General features: G+C 47.4%; 23 protein-coding genes. 5 read left to right on the forward strand and 18 right to left on the reverse strand.

Features of this window, described 5'->3' with window-relative positions; all coding sequences use genetic code 11:
• Both KBW69_RS09500 and KBW69_RS09505 read left to right on the forward strand, forming a co-directional pair.
• Positions 1-627: DDE-type integrase/transposase/recombinase (locus tag KBW69_RS09500; RefSeq protein WP_257280702.1), on the forward strand; the 627-nt coding region annotated here is incomplete at its 5' end.
• Between the two features lie 97 nt (positions 628-724).
• Positions 725-1,942: a DUF4116 domain-containing protein gene (locus KBW69_RS09505; RefSeq protein ID WP_257280703.1), complete on the forward strand. Its 1,218-nt coding sequence runs from the start codon at positions 725-727 to the stop codon at positions 1,940-1,942.
• Between the two features lie 274 nt (positions 1,943-2,216).
• On the opposite strand, the gene acpS is transcribed toward KBW69_RS09505, so the two are convergent.
• The 13 genes from acpS to rpoE form a co-directional block, all read right to left on the reverse strand.
• Entirely contained in the window at positions 2,217-2,591 is a 375-nt protein-coding gene (gene acpS / locus KBW69_RS09510) for a holo-ACP synthase (RefSeq protein ID WP_257274148.1), read from the reverse strand.
• Entirely contained in the window at positions 2,588-3,334 is a 747-nt protein-coding gene (pdxJ, locus tag KBW69_RS09515) for a pyridoxine 5'-phosphate synthase (protein ID WP_257252961.1), read from the reverse strand. The genes acpS and pdxJ overlap by 4 nt, the downstream gene beginning before the upstream one ends.
• A complete protein-coding gene (gene recO / locus KBW69_RS09520; protein WP_257252959.1) occupies positions 3,331-4,044 on the reverse strand; it encodes a DNA repair protein RecO in 714 nt (237 codons plus the stop codon). The genes pdxJ and recO overlap by 4 nt, the downstream gene beginning before the upstream one ends.
• Positions 4,044-4,985, reverse strand: coding sequence for a GTPase Era (gene era / locus KBW69_RS09525; RefSeq protein WP_257280704.1), 942 nt, complete (start codon positions 4,983-4,985; stop codon positions 4,044-4,046). The genes recO and era overlap by 1 nt, the downstream gene beginning before the upstream one ends.
• The gene (rnc, locus tag KBW69_RS09530; protein WP_257280705.1) at positions 4,982-5,671 is read right to left on the reverse strand and encodes a ribonuclease III; all 690 of its coding nucleotides are present in this window, start codon (positions 5,669-5,671) and stop codon (positions 4,982-4,984) included. The genes era and rnc overlap by 4 nt, the downstream gene beginning before the upstream one ends.
• Positions 5,668-6,045 carry a DUF4845 domain-containing protein gene (locus KBW69_RS09535; RefSeq protein ID WP_257280706.1) on the reverse strand — a complete coding sequence of 126 codons (378 nt, stop codon included), beginning with the start codon at positions 6,043-6,045 and terminating at the stop codon, positions 5,668-5,670. The genes rnc and KBW69_RS09535 overlap by 4 nt, the downstream gene beginning before the upstream one ends.
• An 89-nt stretch (positions 6,046-6,134) precedes the next feature.
• Positions 6,135-6,953 carry a signal peptidase I gene (gene lepB, locus KBW69_RS09540; RefSeq protein WP_257280707.1) on the reverse strand — a complete coding sequence of 273 codons (819 nt, stop codon included), beginning with the start codon at positions 6,951-6,953 and terminating at the stop codon, positions 6,135-6,137.
• Between the two features lie 162 nt (positions 6,954-7,115).
• The gene (gene lepA / locus KBW69_RS09545; RefSeq protein WP_257274648.1) at positions 7,116-8,915 is read right to left on the reverse strand and encodes a translation elongation factor 4; all 1,800 of its coding nucleotides are present in this window, start codon (positions 8,913-8,915) and stop codon (positions 7,116-7,118) included.
• A gap of 188 nt (positions 8,916-9,103) precedes the next feature.
• The gene (locus tag KBW69_RS09550) at positions 9,104-10,528 is read right to left on the reverse strand and encodes a DegQ family serine endoprotease (protein WP_257274647.1); all 1,425 of its coding nucleotides are present in this window, start codon (positions 10,526-10,528) and stop codon (positions 9,104-9,106) included.
• Between the two features lie 71 nt (positions 10,529-10,599).
• The gene (locus KBW69_RS09555) at positions 10,600-11,079 is read right to left on the reverse strand and encodes a SoxR reducing system RseC family protein (protein WP_257274646.1); all 480 of its coding nucleotides are present in this window, start codon (positions 11,077-11,079) and stop codon (positions 10,600-10,602) included.
• Complete coding sequence (locus KBW69_RS09560) at positions 11,076-12,152, reverse strand: MucB/RseB C-terminal domain-containing protein (RefSeq protein ID WP_257274645.1); 1,077 nt, start codon at positions 12,150-12,152, stop codon at positions 11,076-11,078. The genes KBW69_RS09555 and KBW69_RS09560 overlap by 4 nt, the downstream gene beginning before the upstream one ends.
• Before the next feature lie 37 nt (positions 12,153-12,189).
• Complete coding sequence (locus KBW69_RS09565) at positions 12,190-12,870, reverse strand: sigma-E factor negative regulatory protein (RefSeq protein ID WP_257280708.1); 681 nt, start codon at positions 12,868-12,870, stop codon at positions 12,190-12,192.
• A gap of 295 nt (positions 12,871-13,165) precedes the next feature.
• Entirely contained in the window at positions 13,166-13,753 is a 588-nt protein-coding gene (gene rpoE, locus KBW69_RS09570; RefSeq protein WP_257280709.1) for an RNA polymerase sigma factor RpoE, read from the reverse strand.
• A 779-nt stretch (positions 13,754-14,532) separates the two neighbouring features.
• On the opposite strand from rpoE, the gene nadB reads away from it, so the two are divergent.
• Positions 14,533-16,161: an L-aspartate oxidase gene (nadB, locus tag KBW69_RS09575; RefSeq protein WP_257275629.1), complete on the forward strand. Its 1,629-nt coding sequence runs from the start codon at positions 14,533-14,535 to the stop codon at positions 16,159-16,161.
• A 40-nt stretch (positions 16,162-16,201) separates the two neighbouring features.
• On the opposite strand, the gene KBW69_RS09580 is transcribed toward nadB, so the two are convergent.
• Both KBW69_RS09580 and KBW69_RS09585 read right to left on the reverse strand, forming a co-directional pair.
• Positions 16,202-17,494, reverse strand: a complete 1,293-nt coding sequence (locus tag KBW69_RS09580; RefSeq protein ID WP_257280710.1) for an MFS transporter — start codon at positions 17,492-17,494, stop codon at positions 16,202-16,204.
• 341 nt (positions 17,495-17,835) lie between these two features.
• The gene (locus KBW69_RS09585) at positions 17,836-18,567 is read right to left on the reverse strand and encodes a LuxR C-terminal-related transcriptional regulator (protein WP_257276153.1); all 732 of its coding nucleotides are present in this window, start codon (positions 18,565-18,567) and stop codon (positions 17,836-17,838) included.
• A 404-nt stretch (positions 18,568-18,971) separates the two neighbouring features.
• Between KBW69_RS09585 and KBW69_RS09590 the strand changes: the two genes are divergently transcribed.
• Complete coding sequence (locus KBW69_RS09590) at positions 18,972-20,342, forward strand: hypothetical protein (protein WP_257276152.1); 1,371 nt, start codon at positions 18,972-18,974, stop codon at positions 20,340-20,342.
• 577 nt (positions 20,343-20,919) lie between these two features.
• Here KBW69_RS09590 and KBW69_RS09595 read toward each other — a convergent pair.
• Positions 20,920-21,234, reverse strand: a complete 315-nt coding sequence (locus tag KBW69_RS09595) for a succinate dehydrogenase assembly factor 2 (RefSeq protein ID WP_257255465.1) — start codon at positions 21,232-21,234, stop codon at positions 20,920-20,922.
• A 263-nt stretch (positions 21,235-21,497) separates the two neighbouring features.
• Here KBW69_RS09595 and KBW69_RS09600 point away from each other — a divergent pair, with 263 nt between their 5' ends.
• Entirely contained in the window at positions 21,498-22,553 is a 1,056-nt protein-coding gene (locus KBW69_RS09600; RefSeq protein WP_257255464.1) for a folate-binding protein YgfZ, read from the forward strand.
• A gap of 255 nt (positions 22,554-22,808) precedes the next feature.
• On the opposite strand, the gene KBW69_RS09605 is transcribed toward KBW69_RS09600, so the two are convergent.
• The gene (locus KBW69_RS09605) at positions 22,809-23,039 is read right to left on the reverse strand and encodes a hypothetical protein (protein ID WP_257276150.1); all 231 of its coding nucleotides are present in this window, start codon (positions 23,037-23,039) and stop codon (positions 22,809-22,811) included.
• The gene (locus KBW69_RS09610) at positions 23,032-23,922 is read right to left on the reverse strand and encodes a hypothetical protein (protein ID WP_257280711.1); all 891 of its coding nucleotides are present in this window, start codon (positions 23,920-23,922) and stop codon (positions 23,032-23,034) included. Before KBW69_RS09610 ends, KBW69_RS09605 begins: the two co-directional genes overlap by 8 nt.
• Positions 23,923-23,931 lie beyond the last annotated feature (9 nt).

Genomic DNA, 23,931 nt, shown 5'->3' on the forward strand with positions numbered 1-23,931 from the left:
ACCTTTTTGGGGTCGCCCATCAGGGGTAAATATTATTACCTCTATTTGGTTCTGGACGTTTATAGCCGCATGATTGTGACTTGGGAAGTCCATGAGAGGGAGTCCTCTGACCTGGCTGCTCAGATGATCCGCAAAGCCTTCATGCAGCATAAGATCAGTCTTCAGGAACAACCGCTGGTCCTGCATTCGGATAATGGCAGCCCGATGAAGGGGGCGACTATGCTAAGTACTCTTCAGCAACTGGGTGTACAGACATCGTTCAGCAGGCCACGCGTGAGTAACGATAACTCATACTCAGAGTCAGGCTTCAGAACCATGAAATATCGTCCCGGGTATCCGAATCACTTCGCCAGTCTGGAGTCAGCCAGAGAGTGGGTGTATGGGTTCGTAAACTGGTACAACATGGAGCATAAGCACAGTGGCATCAAGTTCCAGACACCCTGCGACAGACACACAGGGAAGGCTCAGAAGAAGGTTCTGAATCGTGAAAGAGTTTACCGTAAAGCAAAAGAGCAACACCCTGAGCGTTGGGGAAGCCGTGAAACCAGAAACTGGCAATTACCGGCAGAGGTATGGCTTAACCCTGAGCGATCAGAGAATCAGCAGCATTGTGATTTAGCTGCATAAGTTGAGGCGACATCTACCTTGAAAGTTACCGGTTTCCGGACTATTAAATGACAATTGCATCCAGGTACTGACCAAACTTAACGTAGTCAAGCTACGCATGCTTAATATGGTGAATGCTGCTTCTATTAATGCCACCCTCGAAATACATGTCTGCACCATAACCATGTTGGAACAGGCCGAGGGAGGCAAGGGCCGTACACTCCGCCTCGACATCTCTGATAATTTTTCCCAAGACAATAAAAACGAAGATTTGCAGGGTAAACTTAAGCGATTCTGGTTTTTGGTCCAGACACTCCGCTGTGCATCAATTGATAGAAATTCACGGCCAATGGCGATAAGTTTCAATCAAAGTGCAGGGAAAATGACCATAGAATACACTCAAGTTGATTCAACATCAGAATCACAAGAGGCCTTTGTAAAATTGGTGACCATTCTGTCAGGACTGGCCTCCATGGATGTTTTACTCAACAAATTTAATCGCAGTAAAAATACCAACAAGTGGCATTTTGAAACCCTGGTTAAAAAGTCCCAAAACGGACTGGACGAACCTATCAATAACTGGATATTCAAACATTGTCTGGTATTAGATGCCATTACAACACGGTTTATGCCGCAAGAATTTCATTATGATTATACGTTCTTAGATTATCTGGATGGCAAATACAAACTCTTCTTTCAAATGGCCGAAAAAGCTTACTACCAGCTTATGAGAGCTAGAATTCCTGATAGAGATGCGGAACTTCGGCAGATCCTTACCGCTATGACCAAACACCTTCAACCGAATGTTGCTGCAAGAATAACCAATGAACTGCTTGCTCACATGGCCATTGAGACCGGCTTCCTGGAGGTTTTTATTCCAATCTTGCGTGAAGAATTTGACTTAGATCACGACAGGGAAAGGGTGCTTTTTCTGGTTCAGCAAAATCCAAGGATATTCAGTTATATCGCTGACAGATTTAATGATGATAAAGAAATAGTTAAATCTGCCGTAGAACAGCAAGGAAATTTATTAAGTTATGCCAGCAATCGTCTCAAAAATGACCTTGATGTGGTTCTGTCAGCCATCAGAAACTACTCTCTTGCTGGGCCGATGGTAAAAAACGATGAAGCCCTGTTAAAGAGACTCATTGAGGAAAATCCTTACGCTCACTACTTTGTTAGCCTTGCCACTGAGTCCCTTAAAAATGACAAGGACTTTGTCCTGCCATTGCTCTCACGAGACGCCTTCATCTATGAATTCCTCAGCGACAGACTGAAGTCTGATCCGGATATTCAAGCTGCAATCCGGAACCAGGACGATGGATTCAGGAAATAGGCCAATATCATGCGGGGTGCCCTGCCTGATTAGAGACCGCATACAAGAGTCTGGTTGAAGTGCGCATTTAACAAGTCAGGAATACGCTGGAAAGACCAGGCGGCATCAATTATGCCGTCATGATCTGGAGTTTAATCACAGCTCGGGAAACCATGTTTTTGACCGTAAGCATGATTTTATCACTTCGGCCAGTGACTTTATGGAGGTCATTCATATCGAGATGTCGGTCTACGGCGTCAAGACAGATTTTGTTGTGAAGAAAAACAAATAAGGGCTAGCTTTCGAGAACGACAAAAGCAAGAGCATGTTCGGTTTCATCAGAGAGGCTCAGATGAATCGCTTTGATCCCCCTCTCTTTTTGAAGTTCAAGCGCATGCCCCAAAAAACGCATATGAGGCGCTCCCTGCTCATCACTGAATGTCTCAAGATGCCGAAAAGAAACCTTGCCTATCCCGGTCCCCAGAGCCTTGGAAGCAGCTTCCTTGGCGGCAAAGCGTTTGGCCAGCCAGGCTGCCTGCTGAGGCTGAGACCTAAAGGTTTTCAGCTCAGAATCCGTAAGAATACGGCGAGCAAAGGCTTCTGCCCGCCGCTCAAGGATTTTCTTAAATCGTGCGATACGGGCGATATCCGTGCCTATACCTGCAATCATTTATGAAGAGAAGCTCTCAGCATTAAGGTCTTCATGTCTTTTACGGCCGTTTTCAAACCGGTAAAGAATGCGCGACCAATAATAGAATGACCAATATTCAACTCATTAATGCCATTGATAGCAGCCACAGGCTCCACGTTCTGATAGTTCAGACCGTGCCCGGCATTCACTATCAACCCTTTAGACAGGGCAAAATCAGTGCCCTCTTTTAGCCTTTCCAGCTCTGCCTGCATAACTTCAGGGGTTTCTGCCTCAGCGTATGCACCAGTATGCAATTCAATAACCGGAGCACCCGCTTGAGCAGAAGCTTCAATCTGATTGAGATCCGGATCAATGAAAAGTGAAACTTCTATACCAGCGTTAGCCATTCGAGAGCAGGCTGAAGATATGGAAGACATCTGCCCAACAATATCCAACCCACCTTCTGTGGTCAGTTCTTCACGCTTTTCGGGCACCAGACACACCGCGTGAGGCAAAACCTCTTCAGCAATGGCCAACATCTCTTCCGTAGCAGCCATTTCCAGATTCATACGCGTCTGAAGCACATTTCGAATCAGCCTCACATCCCGGTCCTGGATGTGACGACGATCTTCGCGCAAATGCAGAGTAATGCCATCAGCTCCCGCCTGCTCAGCCTCTATGACGGCCTGAACCGGATCAGGATAGGTGCCTCCCCGGGCCTGACGGATGGTTGCTATATGATCAATGTTCACACCCAGCAGGATGCGGTTGTGCGGAATCATGAGACAAACTTCTCTCTGGTAAGGAAAAATTCCCGACTTTTCAGCGGCTTCTCTCCCACCAGGGGAGCCAGTGCCAAACGGGTTAATCGTTTAAAACCCGGAAAATGCTGAACGTTGTCAAAACGTCTCTCTGCCAGAGACACTAGCAGCTCTCCGGAAAAATAACGGGGCCGATCTTTTTCCCTGATCGTTAGAACAGGTAAAAAACCTACTCCGGTTTTGAATTCGTAGAGCAGATCAGGTTGTATATCTGCCCCTGATGCAGCATCAGAAGTCAACGACGGGGCATAGCCGGTCATTTCCAGCAACTCAATCTCAAACACTCTCAACAAGGGTTGCAGCGGAGCGCCCGTAGTGAGTTGCTCCAATACAACGCTATACAACTCAAATAGCCCATCCAGAGGCTGGCCTGGGAGCAATGAACGCATCAAGAGCTCATTCATATAAAAACCACAGTAGAGCGACTGTCCCTTCAGATGAAGGGCATCAGCAGTTTCAAAGCTGCTGAGGGTTTTCAATTCTGATCGCCCCCGCCAGCTGACGAAGAGCCGTGTAAAAGGCTGAACAGCCCGGGAGCGGGATTTTGTCTGGCGAACACCCCTGATAACCATTGCGATACGGCCATGATCTTTCACCAGAAACTCAGCAATAACAGAACGTTCTTTATAGGGCCTGCTGTGAAGCATCCAGGCTGCGCTCAGTTCATTCATCAATCAAAGTCGTAGCCCAGACTTTTTAGGGCCCTGTCATCGTCAGACCAGCCTCCCTTGACCTTAACCCAGAGATTCAACATAACCTTGCTGTCGAACATTTTTTCCATATCAATTCGGGCTTCCTGACCAATCTGGCGAAGTCTGGAACCCTTGTCACCAATGACAATTGACTTTTGGCTGGAACGTTCGACCAGAATCAGGCCACTGATGACCAGCAACGGGCCTTTTGGACGCATCTCCTGTTTGAACTCTTCGATCTCAACCGTCATTTCATAAGGCAGTTCGTCTCCTAACTGACGCATGATCTTTTCACGAATCAGCTCAGCAGCCATGAAGCGGGAACTGCGATCAGTGATCTGGTCTTCCGGGAAGAAATGAATGCTCTCGGGCATCAGATCATCAATCAATTTTTCCAGCTCTTTCAAATTATGACCGTGCAAAGCCGACACTGGAATAATAGCTTTGAAGTCCGCCTTATCAGACACTTCCTGCAAAAACTGCATCAGCTCTTCTTTGCGTTCCTTGAGGCGATCGACCTTGTTCAGTAATAGAATAACCGGGCAGCTGACATGACTCAGCTTTGTCAGTACCAGCTGATCTTCTTCGCTCCAGGTCAGACGGTCGACGACAAACACAACGGCATCAACACCGGTCAGCGCACTGCTGGCAGCACGGTTCATATAACGGTTAATGGCCTTCTTTTCCACTTTATGCATACCGGGCGTATCCACAAAAATGGTCTGCACATTGCCTTCCGTCCTGATACCGAGAACCTGATGTCGTGTCGTCTGGGGGCGACGTGAGGTAATGGACAGCTTCTGTCCCAGTATATGGTTGAGAAGCGTTGATTTACCTACATTAGGACGTCCGACGATAGCGACATAGCCACATCGTTGACCTTCAGTCACTGCTTCAGGTCCGGTCACGGCTGAATTCATGAATTATCCACTCGCAGTTTTTCCAGCGCAAAACGGGCAGCCTGCTGCTCTGCCCCACGACGACTGGGTCCCTGACCTTCACTGGTGATATCCAGACTTTCCAGTTCACAAACAACAGTAAACACCTGATCGTGGGCATCACCCTGAATATTCAATACCCGATATTTTGGCAGCGGATTCTGACGAGCCTGAAGATACTCTTGCAGACGGGTCTTAGGGTCCTTGTTTTGCTGATCGGTTACGGAGAGCTCTGACAATCGATCAGCAAACCAGCTGCGAATACGCTCTCGGCAAGTTTCCATACCGGCATCCAGATAGATGGCACCAATAATCGCCTCTACTGCGTCCGCCAGAATGGATTCACGACGGTAACCGCCACTTTTCAACTCACCCGAACCCAGTCGCAAAGAGTCTCCCAATTGGAACTCACGACCAATTTCAGCCAGTGTCGCTCCTCGCACCATACGGGCACGCAGTCTGCTAAGCTGTCCTTCCCGGGCATCAGGAAAGCGCTCAAACAGAGCTTCTGCGATGACAAAGTTAACGATCGAATCCCCAAGGAATTCGAGCCGTTCATTATTGCGGCTGCCACAGCTTCTGTGGGTCAGAGCCAGTTCGAGTCGGCTGCGATCAGAAAATGTATAGCCCAGCCGACGTTCCAGCCGGGCAAGTTCATCAGTCTTCACTGAGATTTAGTGTTCCAGTTATGTTCAAAAGTTAATACAAGATCAATGTTGTGTATCAGATGTACACGACGATCATAGTTGATTTCAACCGCCACCGACTTACCCTTATCCAGCAGGACACTGGATTCTTCCCCTTCCAGTCGGATCCGGTTGGTGAGCAACCCCTTGTCGAGCCACTCTCTTACCTGCTGCACGCTTGCTCCCTCAATACCCGGCTTGGTATCCAGAGACTTCAGGACTTTCTTGATGGCATAATCATCCAGGTAGACAGGTGCCACCCTGATAGTCAACATGATCATAAAACCACCGACCAGTATAGCTACCAGCCAGCCCAAAGTACTCAGTCCTTTTTGTCTGTTTTTTGCAACGGTCATGATCCCTCCCGCCGAGTTATTAGTATCTGCTATTTAAACCCCGGAACCACTCTGGCACCATGAGCGACAGAGCCGAACCGAAGGAATAATTAATTTATTATGCCATTATTTTTGAAACTGGGCAGCTGAGTCCAGCTTGGCCAGTGCATCCAGATATAAACCGCTTTACCGACAATATTTTTCTCGGGCACGGTCCCCCAGTAACGACTATCGTTGCTTCGATCACGGTTATCACCCATCATGAAATACTGCCCATGGGGTATGACCCAAACACCTTCAGCCCGCAGACTTCTGACACCAAGGTCTTTGCGAATTTCAAAGCTTTTGCCATCAATGCTCTCTTCAAACAACTGATAAGCTCGACTCTGATCTCTCAGCTGGGCAATGTATTTCTCAGGAACAGGCTGGCCATTAATAGTCAGCTTCTTGTTCAAATAGCGAATTTCATCACCCGGTATACCAATCACTCGCTTGATGAAATTGATATTCGGATTATCTGGTTCCTTGAACACCATAACATCGCCGCGTTGAGGCTCATTGATGGAAACAATTTTGGTACCAATGACCGGCAGACGAAGTCCGTATTCAAACTTGTTCACCAAAATAAAGTCCCCCACCTGAAGGGTTGGGATCATGGAACCCGAGGGAATTTGAAAGGGCTCAAACAGAAAAGATCGCACTACCAGCACCAGTGTCAAAACCGGAAATATCGACTTGCAGGTTTCAACAATACCGGGTTCTCTCTCCAGTCTGGCCAGGGCTTCCTGATCAGGCTCAGAACCCATACCGGACTTAAAGCTCTCAATAGCCGCCTTTCTTTTAGGCAATAATACCAGCCTGTCGAACAGCGCAACCAGACCTGTAATAAAAACCGCCAGCACCAGAAGCAGTGGAAAATTAATATCCATGGTTATTTGTTCTCAGATACCCGATCTTTTTTCTACCAATATTACTGTTGAAGCGGGAGTTAACAATGCTTCAACGGAATAGTTCGTCATGTTTACGAAAAGCCCGCCGATTTTGACAAGCTACTCAATTAGAACACCTGAAATTTCTCGTCCATAGGTCAATTATTTATCGACTTTTAGTACAGCAAGAAAAGCTTCCTGAGGGATTTCAACTCGACCCACCTGTTTCATTCGCTTCTTACCCGCTTTCTGCTTCTCAAGCAGTTTACGCTTACGAGATGCATCACCACCGTAACATTTTGCAGTTACATTCTTGCGCAGCGCCTTGACAGTGGTTCGTGCACAAATCTGACCACCTACTGCAGCCTGAATGGCGACGTCAAACATCTGGCGAGGGATGATCTCTTTCATCTTTTCAGCCAGCGAACGCCCCCTGGAGACAGCATGATCTCTATGAGCAATAAGAGCCAGTGCGTCGACTTTCTCACCGTTGATCAGAATATCCAGTTTCACCATGTTGGCCATCTCAAAACGATCAAAACTGTAGTCCAAAGACGCAAATCCGCGACTGACAGACTTCAGGCGGTCAAAGAAATCCAGAACCACCTCGTTCATAGGCATATCATAGGTTATTGCTACCTGACTGCCAGTGAACTGCATGTCTTTCTGAACACCCCGACGTTCTACACACAGGGAGATCACATTACCAAGATAATCCTGGGGAACCAGAATATTCGCCTGAACAATAGGCTCCCTGATTTCCTGGATACCGGCAGGATCTGGCAGTTTAGATGGGTTGTCCACCTCAATCAGATCGCCATTTTTCAGCTCAACCTCGTAGATTACTGTCGGCGCAGTGGTAATCAGATCCAGGTTGTATTCACGCTCAAGACGCTCCTGAATAATTTCCATATGCAGCATACCGAGGAAGCCACAGCGGAAACCAAAGCCCAGGGCATCACTGCTCTCAGGTTCGTAGAACAGAGAAGCATCATTAAGACTAAGTTTTTCCAAAGCTTCACGGAAAGACTCAAAGTCGTCTGAGCTGACCGGAAAAAGGCCAGCATAGACCTGAGGTTTGACCTTCTGAAAACCTGGTAGTTCCGGAACATCCGGTGTTTTTGCCAGCGTCAGGGTATCACCTACAGGTGCACCATGAATGTCCTTGATACCAGCAATAACATAGCCCACCTCACCCGCTTTCAGTTCGCCGATAGCGTTCATCTTTGGAGAGAAGATACCCACATTATCTACGCCATGGGTCTGACCGGTCGATTTAACAAGCACCTTGTCGCCTTTCTTCAAGGTGCCGTTCTTGACACGCACCAGTGATACAATACCCAGATAATTATCAAACCAGGAATCAATAATCAGGGCCTGCAACTCACCGTCGATATCGCCTTGCGGCGCAGGGATGGTCTGAACCAGACGTTCAAGCACATCGTCAATACCCAGACCACTCTTGGCAGAACAGCGGACGGCATCCAGGGCATCGATACCGATAATTTCTTCGATTTCCTGCGCCACACGCTCAGGTTCTGCCTGAGGCAAATCCATTTTATTGAGTACTGGCATCACTTCCAGCCCCTGCTCGATTGCGGTGTAGCAGTTCGCCACAGACTGTGCTTCAACGCCCTGGGCGGCATCCACCACTAAAAGAGCACCTTCACAAGCGGATAGAGAACGTGAAACTTCATAGGAAAAATCAACGTGCCCGGGTGTATCGATGAAATTTAGCTGATAGGTGATACCGTCTTTGGCGGTATAATCCAGTGTGACACTCTGAGCCTTAATGGTAATACCACGCTCACGCTCAAGCTCCATGGAGTCGAGAACCTGAGCTTGCATTTCACGATCACTTAACCCTCCACAGGTCTGGATAAAGCGATCTGCCAGCGTCGACTTACCGTGGTCGATATGGGCAATTATGGAGAAGTTCCTGATATGACTTAAGTCGCTCACGATTGCATCACTACAAAAAATTTGTCCCCGCTCAGAGTTCAATCTCTTTCACGAGGACTGTTGTTCAGCTTGCAGGGAATCTGCGAGCCTGAAATAAAGGCGCGAAGCTGCTGTATGTAGAGGCGGAGTCTACAGCATCTGAAGATACAGATCACCCCTGAAGACTTGAAACCCTGATCAAAGCCTGGTTACTCGGTCAGTCGGAACGTGATGTAACCAGATTGCCCACTTCGAATCACCCTCATGGAAACAGGGCGATCCTTTGGAAGATCAGCCACCACCTTATTAAAGTCCTTGACCGATTCAATACGGTTATTGTTCAGATCTGTGATAACGTCTCCCTGACGAAGACCAATGGATCGACCCACACCTAAAATCTCACCAGTCAGCACCACTCCTTTGATATCCTTGTTTAGACGCAACTTGTTGCGATAGTCATCATTCAGACCCTCGACCTGAATGCCAAGACGATTCTCTTTCTTATCCGTGTCCAGAGCAGGATGCTCTGAATGCTGGCTTTGCTCATCGGGCAACTCACCCACTTTTACCTTAACGATTTCTTTCTTGCCTTCGCGAATCAGTTCAAGAGCTGCTTTGTCACCGGGTTTGATGACTCCAATAGCCATGGGAAGAGCACCAGAACTCATAATTTCACGGCCATTGACACTGGTAATGATATCACCAGGATGCAACTTGGCTTTGTCCGCGGGACCACTGGGCACAACCTGACTGATTAGGGCCCCCTTTGGCTTTTCAAGACCAAAAGACTCTGCCAGGTCGCGATCCACTTCCTGGATAGCTACACCTAGCCAGCCACGTGTGACGTAACCTTTTTCCTTCAGCTGTTCAATAGCCCACTCAACATGATCCGATGGAATAGCAAAAGACAGCCCCATGAAACCGCCAGAGCGGGTAAATATCTGGGAATTAATACCGATCACTTCGCCCTTCATGTTGAACAGCGGGCCACCGGAATTACCTGGATTAATCGGCACATCTGACTGAATGAATGGAACATAGGCATCACTGGGCAGACTCCTGTTGAGAGCGCTGACAATACCTTTGGTGATGGAGTATTCGAAGTTGAATGGCGAGCCAATAGCTGCCACCCACTGACCCGGTCTGACATCATGAGAGTCGCCCATCTTCACGACAGGCAAATTGCCTTTGCTCTCAATTTTCAGCAACGCCAGGTCGGAACGTTTGTCGGCACCAATCAGCCTGGCGACTTTCTCACTGCGATCATGCAGCCTGACAATGATTTTTTCTGCACCTTGAACCACATGATTGTTGGTGAGGATATAACCATCATTAGAGATGATAAATCCGGAACCCAGAGACATTGGTTGCGGCTTACCAGAGGGAGCATCAGGCATGGGCAAACCGAAATAGCGACGAAATATCTCGGGCAACTCTTCGCCACCCGGACCATAAATTTGCGCACGCCCCTGTTTTGGGGCCGCAAGTGTACTGATATTAACGACAGCGGGCGAGGCCTCTTCGAACAATCGGGCAAAGTCCGGTAGTTCACTGGCCTGAACCATTTGCACCGAAAGCAGCGAGAGACTCAGAAAACAAATAAAGTTCCTGAAGAGAAGGTTGACCCTGTTCATGAACCTGACTTCTCCTTACACCTTGTGATTAGAGACCCAGCATGGGTAATGTGGATGAAAAATTATAATGTTTATGCTGACCAGGACTGGCCGGTTTTCATTAATTCAGGCTCGACCACCTTCCGGGGTAGTACCTTTATCACTCTAACGCGACACATGTCGCTGGTTGATTGACCCCGCATACGTACGGGAATAAACCCGAGTGCAAGGCCTGCTATAGCAGACAAGACAGTGTAAAAATCATTCCAGCCAGTAACAGTGGCAAGCCAGATTGACCCCATCATGCCTATCAATGGCAACAGATAAAGGAGAACCGATGCTCTCATGAGGGCACTTTCGGGTATACCAATAACGACCTGATCATTCTCTTGAATGGAGAAGCCATTCATAGCGCGGATGTACGACTGCTGCCTATTGGGGCGATACCTCTCAAGCAGACTCTGACCACAGCCATTACGTGCACTGCAACTGGAACAGGTGCTTTTGCGAATGGTCTCTACCCAGACATCATCCTGTCCAACGGCCACAACCCTGCCTTTTTCTTCGATCATTTATCTGCCTTCTGACTCTGCTCTCTGGGGCGAACTGAAACTGCTATCCTCTCGGCCGTACCCAGTGGAATCTCACCCAGAACAGTGACATGAAAGTACTTTTCACCGTTACGGAACACTTTGGATACTGCTGCCATAGAGCCTATCTGCTCGGTGGCCTGACTCAATACCCGTGTTTCGTCGGGCTCAACAAATACTGAAAAGCTGGCCAATCCATCAGAAAAGTTCAGAGTATCCACTTTCTGACTGCTGACGGCTGAGTTTCTGCTGCTGTGACCATGAGGCGAAAAACCTTCAGGTATCCAACCAGTTTCCCAGCTCCATTCCGCCTTTCCAGGAACGGATTTGCCACTCAGTTTTACCACATTCTTACCTGTTGATGCAGGCAGTTTTCGCTTTAAGCGCTCCAGCTCTTGAGAGGTCAGGTTTCCCGGAAGCTCAAGGCTGGTGAATTGCATTCTCTCAATGATCCTGCCTTCACTATCTACCATTACGGACTTGAGGAGCAGACCGGTTCGACGATCCAGCCATAATTGGTAACCATAACGAAACCGATCCGTTGGCACCACCAGCAGCTGAACAGCTTCCCGACCCGCTATACGATCCAGAGCGGCTGGCTTCAGCTTGTAATGGTTGTCAAAATGACCGGAAGTAAAACGTCCCACCATCGGAACCAGAGACTCATGTTCAAATCTTGTGGGTTCTCTTCCAGCACTGGCGAAAGTGATAATCTTTCCCTGACGAACCATCTCTCTGGGCAATCCATCCAGAAAAGCAATACTTTCCAGCTCTTCTGACTTGCCACCCACTTTTTGAAGCGTGTGCGCCACTGCCAGGGTTTCTAGGTTAGCACCCTGTTGGTAAACAAAGTGTCCGCGATAGGTAAGATTTTGAGTGGCTTGAATCATGGTTTCCAACCATTTCTCAGGCGTATCGGCAGACTTTGATGACTGGCCGACAGACTTTGATGACTGACCGGCAGGCTTTGATGACTGACCAGCAGGTTCTGATGATTGGTCAACAGGAAATGCGTGACCCTCCAGTGCTACCAGTAAGACCAGCAGCAAAGGCATTAAATGCCCCCTATTCAATCGAATTCCTTTCATAGACTCATTGTGATTCAAAAGTGGTCAAGCGCGCAAAAGGGAGGATTCCCTGTCCTGAATTCATGGCACTCATTTCAGCATGCTGAAGCGCATACGCCCTGAAACGCTCCCTGATAGCCCTGTCAGCAACACTCTGTGCCTGTGCGAGCTGTTCCGGGGTAATACTGTCATGCTGACGAGAACTGTATCCCGCCTGAATTCCAGCAGCACCGTAGCCGTTTTGAGCAATTTGTACTGGTTGTGACAATGTCGTTTGATCAGTTACCGATGCTACCAGAGGCAGAGCTTCAGGGGTAGAATTGTAATTTTTCACACCCAGCAGCACAGCCAATGCAACAGAAGCAGCAACCACTACTCGCCCCGCTTTAGACCACCACCGGTCAACAACCTCAAGAACGCCCTGGCTGGAAGCAGATGTCTCTTTGGCCACAGATTGAGGTACCTCAGACTTCAACCTGTCACGAATAGCGGCTGACAAATCGATATTCACAAACTCGTTGGTTTCATGCCGCAGTGCGTCACCCACCATTTGATATCGGCGAGCTTTATCTCGCAAGTCTTCATCGCTGCCGATATTATCCAGCACTCGACGAAGCTCAAACTCTCCTGCTTCACCGTCCATTGCTGCGGACAGCGACTCATTCAACCTTTCCTGGGCATGATTGTGAGGTGTTTTCTCACTCATTGGCATACCTCTGGTCTCCCGGTCCAGCTGATACACGATGCAAAAAGTATCAGCAGTTTCAGTCAACATAATACGAAAATGAATCCTCTAAGGGAGTCATTTTCCTCCCTAAAGGCTGTAACGGCCTGTTATCTAGCAGCCTGTCGGACTTAAGGCTGTCCTACTGCGGTTGCAATAAATTGGTCTAAAAATTCCTGCTTCTTCGTCAAATAGCTCGCTATTCTCCTCAGAAGCAGAAATTTTTATCCTCAATTTCTTGCAATCCTCGCTACGGACGCTTAAGTCCGACAGGCTGCTAGGAATTACGGCGCAAAAGTGGCTCGACTACCTTGTCAATTGCCTCCCTGGCCCGGAAGATTCTTGATCTAACCGTGCCAACGGGGCAATCCATTACATTGGCAATTTCGTCATAGCTGAGCCCATCAAACTCCCTCAGCACTACAGCAGTTCGTAACTCGTCTGGCAGACGTCGGATCACATCATGGATCACCTGCTCAATCTCATCCCGATAAAGATTCCGCTCGGGGGTTTCAACCACTCGAATAGCCGTTACGGTATCCAATAGATCTGCATCATGAACATCCACCTCAGACTCTGGAATCTTGCGCCCCTTGGAAACCAGATAATTCTTGGCAGTATTGACGGCAATCCGATAGAGCCAGGTGTAAAAAGAACTGTCGCCACGGAACTTGTCTATCGCCCGATAGGCCTTAATAAAGGCCTCCTGAGCTACATCCTGCACTTCCTGATAGTCAGTAATGTAACTGCCTACCAGACCCAGTACCCGATGCTGATACTTGAGCACTAGCATATCGAAAGCCGTCTTATCGCCTTTCTGCACGCGCTCAACGAGCTGCTTATCCGCCTGTGGTTGTTCTACCATAGAGGGAGTCCCCCACTACTGCAGAAAACACAAGGGCGAATGGCGAAGGAATAAACAGATGCAACTGCCAACTGATCGAACGCAAATCGGCGCCCCAGCTGACAAGACTCCCCCCCCTTCCACAAACACACGATCGTGCAGTGAACTCTGTTTTCTTCTATATAGACCATGTTTCGGCCAGAAAGTTCCCGAACTCATTCAAAAAAATTTCACAGTATCGGCTGAAAACTGACTCGGATCATCACAGCGTACTATAGTGCTCACTATAATTTCTATATACTAGATACCGATTTTTCAGTCTTTTATAACGCCGTACGTTGAGTCTGCTCATACAGCCAAAAGCCAAGACAGCATTACGAAACTTTGTTAGCGTAATGTTTTTCACTGTAAAGGTGAGTGATTTTCTTCGTACATTCCATCGGCAACCTCTGGCGCAGCTTTAGATGGAAGTGAGTTTAACCATCATGGTTGTGAGTTCCAGTTTCACCTGCAAAACGACCATATTCACTCCATACCCGGCTAAAGGAGACTGACCCGAGATAGTGCACGTGCTGAGGATGGCAGAAAATTTTAGGCCCATTCGCTGCCACCGCTTAAAAGTAGTCTGTTTACGGTCAGCCTCTCGGGCACAGGAAACTGCGCAGTCCAGCCTGAACACCTGATGTCCAGTGGATAATATCCCTGCCCGTGTTCATAATATTTTTCAGACCGGAGCCTGTCGGTGACGAGCTCCTGAAACAGACCCCGCAGTCTGTTATTAGAGGGATCAGGGAATATACATGCATCCGATACTTGACTATGACGTAGTAATCATTGGCAGTGGCGCAGCGGGACTGACACTGGCACTCCACCTGGATAGCCACCTGCGCGTCGCCATTTTGAGTAAGGGCGAGTTAATGGCCGGCTCTTCAGCCGGGGCCCAGGGTGGAGTCGCAGCCGTTCTGGACACACAGCAGGACAGCCTGGATAAACATATAGAAGATACACTCATAGCAGGTGCGGGACTCTGCAGGGAGTCTACTGTCAGACACGTTGTAGAACAGGGTAATGCCAGCATCCAGTGGCTGATTGACCAGGGCGTCCCCTTTACCCGTGAACAGGAGGATGAAAAGAATTTTGACTTTCACCTGACCCGGGAAGGCGGTCACAGCACCAGAAGAATTATTCATGCCGCTGATGCAACCGGCAGAGCCATTTCAGAAACCCTGATCGACAAAGCCAGGAAACAACCCAACATTGACCTCTATGAACATCATCTGGCCATCGACGTCGTTTCTACCAGTAAACTTGGTCTGGATGAACAAAAGTGCGTCGGGGTTTATGTACTGGATATCCATTCAGACCAGGTAAAACTGTTCCGCGGACGTGCACAGGCTATTGCCAGTGGTGGTGCCAGCAAAGCCTATCTTTTTACCACTAATAGCGATGGTGCCAGCGGAGACGGTATAGCCATGGCCTGGCGTGCCGGCTGCCGGGTTGCCAACCTGGAGTTTAACCAGTTTCATCCTACCTGCCTGTTCCACCCCAAGGCCAAGTCCTTCCTGATATCTGAAGCTGTCCGCGGAGAAGGTGGTTTGCTAGTGCGACCTGATGGAACTCGCTTCATGGATGACTACGACCAACGAGGTGAACTGGCCCCCAGGGATATTGTCGCCAGAGCCATTGATCATGAAATGAAGAAGCTGGGTGCAGACTGCCTGTTTCTGGATATCAGTCACCAGCCACGGGACTTCATTAAATCTCATTTCCCGAATATTTATGAGCGGTGCCTGAAATACGGGATTGATATGACCCGCGAACCACTTCCTATCGTTCCGGCAGCTCACTACACCTGCGGCGGCATTCTTGTGGATCTTAACGGCCAAACTGATCTCCCGGGACTTTACGCCATCGGTGAATGTTCATTTACCGGACTGCATGGAGCCAACCGTCTGGCCAGCAACTCACTATTGGAATGCTTTGTCAGCGCCAGAAGTTGCGCCGAAGATATTAACCGTACCATCGCCGATCAACCTCCCTGCCCTGAAATTCCAGCATGGGACGACAGTCTGGTGACCGACTCTGATGAAAATGTTGTGATCTCACACAACTGGGATGAGCTCAGACGCTTCATGTGGGACTACGTAGGCATTGTCAGGACGACTAAGCGGCTTCTGAGAGCCAGGAACCGATCCAGATTATTGCAACATGAGATTCATGATTTTTACAGCAACTTCAAGATCAGCAATGACTTGATTGAATTGAGGAATCTGTCCCAGGTTGCAGAGCTGATTATTGAATGTGCTCTCTCCCGGCAGGAGTCCCGGGGACTGCATTTCAATCTGGACTTCCCATTCACACTGGAATCCAGCAAAGAAACCACCCTGATACCAGAAAACTTTGTACCGGAAAACGCAATCACTTTTTAATGTCCCCGAATCGCTGGAATCCACAGCCCGGGCATTGTGTCTAAGCGGTGGGTTCCAGCTCATCAGAGAATGTTGGATGACTCCTTCGCTGTTCAGGTGATATCAGCATAGCCCCCAAACAACCTGCCAACCCACTGATCATCAGGTAAAATGCAGGAGCTGCCTGCAAGTGAGTCACTCGAATCAAACCCATTGAGATAACTGGGCCAAAGCCGGCAAAAATCATAGCGGCGATATTGTATACGCAAGCCATTCCGGTAAAACGGATGCCTGTTGGAAAGGCCGAGACCAGCAGCAAAAGTGAAATGCCATCGATAATCCCCCAAAGGATGGCCCCGATTAAAGCAGTCACCAACAGATTCGCATCGCCAGAAGCATACCAATCGAAAAGTGGCCAGGCCATCACAACGATCAGAAGAGAAGCGCTGAGCATCAGATAGCGCCTGTCGACCCGATCAGCCAGCCAGCCCATCAGCAGGCATAAAGGCACTCCGGCGAACATGCTGAGGCCATTGGCAAGAGCCACCTCTCTGGCTGGATAGTCGAGCAATCGAGTCAGATAGCCAGGGATAAACAAGACCAGCACTGTCACAGCAACCAGCACCGGCATGACCAGCAGTAGCCCGGTAAAAATTTGTGACTTGTAGTGTTTCAACAGCGTGAGCACTGGTACTTTTTCCACTTCACCCTGTGTCAACAGAAGTCTGAAAGCTTCTGGCTCCACAAAACGTCTTCTGACGACATAACTGACAGCTCCAAGAGATCCACCCAGTATGAAGGGCACTCGCCATCCCCAATCAATCATGTGTTCCATCGTCAATAGATGAACCAGTAGCCCATGCAGGCTGACACCCAGCAGAGTTCCAGCCAGAGTCGCCGCACCCAGAATGCTGACAGCAAAGCCTTGTGTTCGGGCAGGGACGGTTTCATAGAGATAAGTGAAAGCACCAGAAAGCTCACCTGCAAAAGAGAATCCTTGCAAAAACCTCAAAAGAGCAAGAAGAACAGGGGCCAGCAGACCCCACTGGGCATAACCGGGTAACAGACCAATCAACAATGTTGAGATCGCCATTAGCAGAATGGTGACCGTAAAACTCGCCTTACGGCTGTAGCGATCTCCCCAGTGACTGAAGGCAATAGCCCCAAGCGGTCTGGAAATATATCCAAACGCAAAAGTAATAAAGGTATTAATCAGCGAACCGGTAGTATCTGAGGCAGGAAAAAAAACCTGCGAGATGTAGGCTGCCATGTGCGCATAAACGGTAAAGTCATAGGCCTCAAGGAGTCCGCCCAAGGATGTAATCGCTACCACCTTTTTCTGGGGCAAAGCCATAACTGCCTCTCTGAAAAATCAATCAACAATATTCATAAATCAACAATGAACGACTGAAACAATTTCTAGCAGCCTGTCGGACTTAAGCGTCCGTAGCGAGGATTGCAAGAAATTGAGGATAAAAATTTCTGCTTCTGAGGAGAATAGCGAGCTATTTGACGAAGAAGCAGGAATTTTTAGACCAATTTATTGCAACCGCAGCAGGACAGCCTTAAGTCCGACAGGCTGCTAGTCACCCTCGGGGATGATAAATTTTCGACGGCAAAAAAATGGCTTGATTTGATCCCAATATGTTTGTGAAACGGCAACAGATACCATTGTACGTTCCTGATGCGCATGTATCAGTTAACCATTACCATAGACAACTGTCTGAGACGTAAGGTGGGAGGCAGAAAGTCGTGACAGCCCACAGAAATCGCCGCTTCTATCAGCTGAGCGATGGAGTGTACTTCAAACTTTTTTTTCAGATGCTCAATGTGGGACCGGATGGTATTTTCAGACAGTGACAGAATACCTGCAATCTGCTTAATCTGTTGATTACAAATCAGGAAAAACAGCACCTCTGACTCTCTGGGGCTCAGACTGGGCATAACGCCTATGCGGAATGTCGACTGACCTTTGGCTCGACCATCCAGTTTCATCAGGCAGCGTATATTCAAAGCAGCCTTCATCCAAGACTGTGTCACCGAATGACCATGACTAAGCACCCCGTCTATCTGGTGCAGATGGTTGTAGTGAGGTTTTTTCCTGGAAATGTAGGCAAACCAGCCATTTCCTCCCGGATGCACATTCAGGACAGTAATCTCTTTTTTCTCGCTGACACAAATGTTGTTCTGCGCCACAATCTGGTCAGAACAGCAAGAGAATATAGGTGCCGGAATCTCCGAAAACCGTTTACCACATACTTTGTAGCGCAGGGGAATACCATACAACCAGAGAGAGTGCTCATTGAGATAGAACGCTCTGTCGTGACAGTCATGAACCCCCCAGGCCTGCAAGTGGTCGTGTTCCATAAAATGCATGAAGTCACTGGAGAGCTCTGGAGCAGAAGATACGTTATCGATAGAGATCATTTTTGTTATCACAATCATTATGACTCAAGACACCAAGTTTGCTCCTGACCACCGTGGCCCAACATAACGAATTACAATCCGGACAGCACTCTGAAGCACTCCCCGGAAGCCAGCTCAAAGCAACATGAGTCCCAATCCATTCAGTTGTAATTCAGGGCAAACCCAACCTAAGAATGAACAAGGATAGACCAATATCGACCATACCTGTGCGAACGATCATACTTTTAAAATTAAACATGAGTACCATTCAATAAACTCCATGTAAATCTGCAAGTGTTTTGATTGGACAGGTAAAAATGTGATGTCTAAGCTTCCCGCTACTCAGGCGGACTCTCAAGTAATCCGTTAAATGCGGGGATTACCCTTTTCTTTTGGTATTTATTTTACAGGTGGTTCATAGTTTCATGGAAATACTTTCAAGCCTGCTTCTGGCCTTGATTCTCCCTTTTTGTTCTTCTCTATGGGCTGTGAATAATGAGATCAGTGCAGATGACCTTTTGCCATACGATCCTCAGGAGGGTGGTGCTATCTCTGAAAGAGACAGAAGAGAGGCTCGAAGAGGCGGAGGCTCCTCAGGTGGCGGAAAAAGTAGCAGTTCCAAAGGAGGCGGTTACAAAGGTGGTGGTTACAAAGGTGGCGGTTCAAAAGGAAGTGGTCACAAGGTGACGAGCTACATAAAATCGTCAGCATCAAAAGCCAGAGTTAAAATTGCAAAATTCATGAAAGGTTATTCGATGACCACCTCTAAAAAAATATCTGTCTCAATAAACCCGCTGGGTAAGTCCTTGCGGGGGAGTCAGGCAATAAACAAGATTGAGTCAAAAGTCCGCTTTCAGGCTAAAGAATCTGATTTTCTTTACTACACACTTAGGGGACATGCATCACTGAAAAATTTGTTCCATCTGATTTTAATCGAAGATCCGGAAGACTCCTCAGAATTGTATCTTGGTTTCTATGAAGAGGATGAAGGTAGTGTTATTGATACAGCTGTTTTAAGTGCAACGCCTGCGCCCATCTTTTTGCAGGACGTTTTATATAAGTCTGACACATCAGCTCCTGCAATCAATGGCACTATTACCAAAAGCACGGCTCTGCCAACTCATTCAGGTCAGCCTTTAAACAAGACTTTTATAAATACAAATTCGACCTCCCAAAATACAACCGGGTTACGCGACTTGATGCCAAAGGAGCGTGAGTTTAAGCCCTTCAGACCCATTCTAAGCTTGAAAAAAGAGCTGGAATATTCAATCGAAGTGGCTTGGAAATCAAGGGATGTAATAACGTCGGCAACAATGTCTGATACCAGTGATATGACCTATACAACAGTCAGCCCTTCAGCAACACTGTCTTCGTCGCTACAGTCCTCGTCAATATCATCTTCGACGAAACAAGTGCTGCCAGACGCCTCTGAGGCTATTCCGGAAAATGTCGGCACGCAGATTATTATCAAAAATAAAGAGGGAATGATTCTGGCAACATTAAATCTTGATCTGGAGCCTGGGTATTTTTCATTCAGTGATGAAAATGGATATGTACTGGAATACAGAATTGACGAGTTTGGTATTCATCAGCTAACAAAAATCCACACTGAAACTGAATATGCGAACGAAAACAGATACAATTTTTTCTTTCCAGAACAGCATCAGGATTACAGCGGCGTGTACGCGTTTCTCGGTGGGTTTTGCGGGTTTATAGTAGTTGCCGGGGCTTTGTCAGTATTAGCAGTCCATTGTGGAAATCGTCGGGCGAAGACACTTCATGGAACGCCTTTGTAAAAATGACCCTGAGCTTCTGTATACGTTTCCCTTTTCTCCAGCTGCAGCATTGATGGCGTTACTGCTGCGATATTATCAACGATATTTTACCGATAGTCTGGAGCAGGGAAGCAACTGTATTCCTCATGGAAGCGATGACATAATTTTAATACTTTATTTTCTTCCTTTGCTCATCAACATTAAGCGCAACCTCAGAGCATGCAGTGACGCTGGATGATCGGAGTCCTTGAAAAAATTCACCGAATAATTTCGCTCATCCTCACCACGAAACCTCAGGCACATCAACCAGGGCAATACCAGCCATTCGCCCTGTGGTATGCATGGCTGCCAACCTTTTCGGGTCCCAATGAACCATCGCTCCCTATACCAGCGTATAGCAAGCACACTGGTGCCAAGACTTTTTTTTAGCTGTGACAGGTAATAATAAACGGCATAGGCATTCAGGACTGCAAACAACAATATGGTACAGAGGAAGTTAAGAGATGTGAAAAACAATGCCATACTGGCAAAAAGATAACAGAAAACAGTTAGTATGAAGTGACGAACAGAGAAACCTGCCCGCACTTCAATCAGAGAATCATTGGGCCCTGACCGCATCCTTCAAACCACTATCTAAAGCTTTATCCAAACCGCTATCCAAGCCACTTCGGGCATATTGCAGAACCTTGTCCACCATACTCGCCAGCTCGGGATCCTGAGGACGACCATCCCCCATAAACCAGGCAAACAGATCCGGATCTTCACAATCGATTAATTTCAAATAGACAAACTGATCTTCTGCAGACAGTTTTTTAAAAACCTGATTGGTGAAGGGCTCCAGCAAGACATCAAGCTCCAGCATACCGCGTCGACTGTGCCACTGCAGGCGTCTGAAATCATCAGCGCTTAACATTTTCGGAATACTCCCTTGATCGAGTTCAATCAACCGGAAAAAACAGAAAGCCTTGTCATAAGACTCTGGGAAAGTTGTCTAAATGCAGGCAAGACAAGCTCCCGGCATTCAGTGAGAAGCATTATACGGTTTAGTTAGCGCTCTGAATACTCTATATTATGACAATCAACGTCCACCCGCCCTTGTCTGTATCCATTTGCAAGCCAGCAAGGATACTGAAAATCAGAACACTGACCAGAACAAAACATTGAAGAGAATGGATCATGACTAACGATCGAGAAGAAAGATTCCAAACGTTTTTTACTGAGCGGGGCGCTCGTTATGAAAACGGCAAACTGCTTGGCTTTGGTGAGCCCTCTTCAACATCCGAACCGGAAAAGCCGATATTATCTGTTCTAAACCAGAAAGCACTTTTGCAGGTTTCTGGCCCCGACAGTATGAAGTTCCTCCAGGGACAACTCACCTGCAATCTTGATACGCTAACGACTGGTCAGTTTTCTGGAGGAGCGGCCTGCACCCCCAAGGGCAGAATGTTCACCAGCTTCATTCTGCTCAAGGCCAGTGAAGATCAATTCATGATGGCTATGCACCAGGGACTGGTTGAAAGCACTCGGAGCTGCCTGGGAAAATACGCTGTTTTTTATAAAACCGAGCTGACCCCTGACCAGAAGTACGTCTGCCTGGGACTGTCAGGAAATGCCGTTGAAGAGAAAATAGCCAGTGTCTTTAATGACGTTCCCGATGGCAACAGCGCACTCGATATTGATCAGCAGGGCTGGCTTCTTAATGTTTCCGGGAGCGTGAATCGTTTTGAACTCTGGATTACCTTCGAGCATCTGGCAACACTTTGGGAAAAACTCACTGAGCAGTTCACACCCAAAGGGCAACACCACTGGCAACTGCTGGATTGTCTCGCTGTTGAGCCCAGCCTGTCACCGGAAACTGCCAATAATTACATTCCACAGCACCTGAACCTGCCATCGCTGAAAAGTGTCAGCTTCAGAAAAGGCTGCTATACCGGCCAGGAAATTGTTGCCCGCATGCAAAATTTGGGGCAGCTAAAGAGTCGTTGCTATCGCCTCAGCTCGGACCAACAGCTGACAGTTGAACCTGATACACGACTGTTCAATAGTGCAGGCAAAGGGATAGGCGAAGTAATTGAGAGTATTCAAACCGGTCAGGGAACCGAGCTGCTGGCAGTCATTCGGGTCGAATCTGCCCAAGAGAATGATGTACGACTGGAGGGTGAAGAAGGTCCAAAACTCAATTGCCAACCACTGCCTTACGAAATAGATCCTAAACAGGAACTGCAATATTAAAACCTGTTTGATTGCCCATAAGTGAGTCCATAAGTCAGGGTACCTGCACATTAATGCAGGTACCTTTGTAAACCTCAAACCCGCCCCCATTCTTTAAATCCAAACACACCTAGCTCCAAAGTTGTGGCATGGTGAGGAAGCATGTTAGATTCGGTGATCTCAAAACCACAGTGCTATCTTTATGAGTTTGTAAAATTTCGACTCATGTATATCAACAGTATCAACCCCCAATGATCCGCTACATTAATTTATAACTTAGAGGTAGTTCCTGACCATCCAATTTCTTTTTCTCCTCAAGACTATAACAGCGTAACGAATGATCACCTCTGCATGAGGGAACTTATTAAGGAATTCTTCATCTACTATTTGATGCCAAACTAGCAAGACGGTAATATTCTTTTTAGGATCACTCACCAAGAAATCACCAAGGATTTTTTTCTCTATGCTGGCGTTAATTATTCTGTCGGTAATAAATACTTTATTCATTTGTGCTTTTCAATCTAACGAATTTATGCGTGATTAGTTTTTTTGTGATAAAAATAAGGATAACTACAACACTGATAGCTATTCCGAGGCGTATTAGCAAAATTGCGACTATATCAGCTCCAAAAATAGCAAAGATCAGCGTTTCTTCAATTAAACCATGAGCCAGCAGCAGGAAAGTTAAAAGATAAAGCCTCTGCTCTTCCTCAACGGACTTTATATCTTTAAGCAGGATACCTGCTCCATATGTGACTCCTAAAAGACAGCCAACGGTCATGCTTGATAGATATGTGTGTTTATCTAATAACGCTTTAAAAAATGCTCGCTTTTTAATTAGGTCAAAAGCCACTACCAGTGTGGCCACCAAAATCGAAATTTTCAGTGTCAGCAAAAGTGCATTAGAAAAAGCCCCCAATACAAGTGCGCCAAATGAAGCATATTCAGCTTTTACTTGACTGCTCCCTACGCTGCCTACCAATTCTTGAGGCGTTAAAAATGATGCCACCCAAGCCCCTAAAATGCCTAAGCACAAACGGGATATCCAATGTATATGGATGGGAAACCCCACTTTTTTCATTACGGCAGACTCCAGGGGAATGGAGTGACATATCGCAATAAATGTGCCTACTATCGTCCATTCATAAGGCGAAAGATCAAGTCCTGAAGCAACTGCTATACCCGCGTAAATATTAAGAAAAAAGCTGGCTGCGAAAGCTACAGCTACGTCGGCTGGCAATTTAAGTAATTGAGTAGCAGGCTCAAAAATGAAACCTACATAGTCGACCACCCCTAGATATTGCAAAACTTCACTCAGCATTGAGAAAGGAATGACCAGTTTTGCAATCATTAGGATTATTCGTTTAGATTCTTTGATACTTTCTTTCATAAATCGTCC

The organism is Endozoicomonas sp. ISHI1 (genome assembly GCF_024606225.1).
Classification (GTDB): Bacteria; Pseudomonadota; Gammaproteobacteria; order Pseudomonadales; family Endozoicomonadaceae; genus Endozoicomonas_A.

What these genes read in the sequence shown, in the direction of transcription:
- KBW69_RS09555 (WP_257274646.1), bottom strand. Translation starts at nt 11,079, where the DNA reads ATGATCGAAGAAAAAGGCAGGGTTGTGGCCGTTGGACAGGATGATGTC.
- acpS (WP_257274148.1), bottom strand. Translation starts at nt 2,591, where the DNA reads ATGATTGCAGGTATAGGCACGGATATCGCCCGTATCGCACGATTTAAG.
- nadB (WP_257275629.1), top strand. Translation starts at nt 14,533, where the DNA reads ATGCATCCGATACTTGACTATGACGTAGTAATCATTGGCAGTGGCGCA.
- KBW69_RS09580 (WP_257280710.1), bottom strand. Translation starts at nt 17,494, where the DNA reads ATGGCTTTGCCCCAGAAAAAGGTGGTAGCGATTACATCCTTGGGCGGA.
- KBW69_RS09535 (WP_257280706.1), bottom strand. Translation starts at nt 6,045, where the DNA reads ATGACCGTTGCAAAAAACAGACAAAAAGGACTGAGTACTTTGGGCTGG.
- KBW69_RS09550 (WP_257274647.1), bottom strand. Translation starts at nt 10,528, where the DNA reads ATGAACAGGGTCAACCTTCTCTTCAGGAACTTTATTTGTTTTCTGAGT.
- KBW69_RS09600 (WP_257255464.1), top strand. Translation starts at nt 21,498, where the DNA reads ATGACTAACGATCGAGAAGAAAGATTCCAAACGTTTTTTACTGAGCGG.
- rpoE (WP_257280709.1), bottom strand. Translation starts at nt 13,753, where the DNA reads ATGGTAGAACAACCACAGGCGGATAAGCAGCTCGTTGAGCGCGTGCAG.
- KBW69_RS09605 (WP_257276150.1), bottom strand. Translation starts at nt 23,039, where the DNA reads ATGAATAAAGTATTTATTACCGACAGAATAATTAACGCCAGCATAGAG.
- KBW69_RS09610 (WP_257280711.1), bottom strand. Translation starts at nt 23,922, where the DNA reads ATGAAAGAAAGTATCAAAGAATCTAAACGAATAATCCTAATGATTGCA.
- pdxJ (WP_257252961.1), bottom strand. Translation starts at nt 3,334, where the DNA reads ATGATTCCGCACAACCGCATCCTGCTGGGTGTGAACATTGATCATATA.
- KBW69_RS09505 (WP_257280703.1), top strand. Translation starts at nt 725, where the DNA reads ATGCTTAATATGGTGAATGCTGCTTCTATTAATGCCACCCTCGAAATA.
- lepB (WP_257280707.1), bottom strand. Translation starts at nt 6,953, where the DNA reads ATGGATATTAATTTTCCACTGCTTCTGGTGCTGGCGGTTTTTATTACA.
- KBW69_RS09585 (WP_257276153.1), bottom strand. Translation starts at nt 18,567, where the DNA reads ATGATCTCTATCGATAACGTATCTTCTGCTCCAGAGCTCTCCAGTGAC.
- KBW69_RS09595 (WP_257255465.1), bottom strand. Translation starts at nt 21,234, where the DNA reads ATGTTAAGCGCTGATGATTTCAGACGCCTGCAGTGGCACAGTCGACGC.
- KBW69_RS09590 (WP_257276152.1), top strand. Translation starts at nt 18,972, where the DNA reads ATGGAAATACTTTCAAGCCTGCTTCTGGCCTTGATTCTCCCTTTTTGT.
- era (WP_257280704.1), bottom strand. Translation starts at nt 4,985, where the DNA reads ATGAATTCAGCCGTGACCGGACCTGAAGCAGTGACTGAAGGTCAACGA.
- recO (WP_257252959.1), bottom strand. Translation starts at nt 4,044, where the DNA reads ATGAATGAACTGAGCGCAGCCTGGATGCTTCACAGCAGGCCCTATAAA.
- KBW69_RS09565 (WP_257280708.1), bottom strand. Translation starts at nt 12,870, where the DNA reads ATGAGTGAGAAAACACCTCACAATCATGCCCAGGAAAGGTTGAATGAG.
- KBW69_RS09560 (WP_257274645.1), bottom strand. Translation starts at nt 12,152, where the DNA reads ATGCCTTTGCTGCTGGTCTTACTGGTAGCACTGGAGGGTCACGCATTT.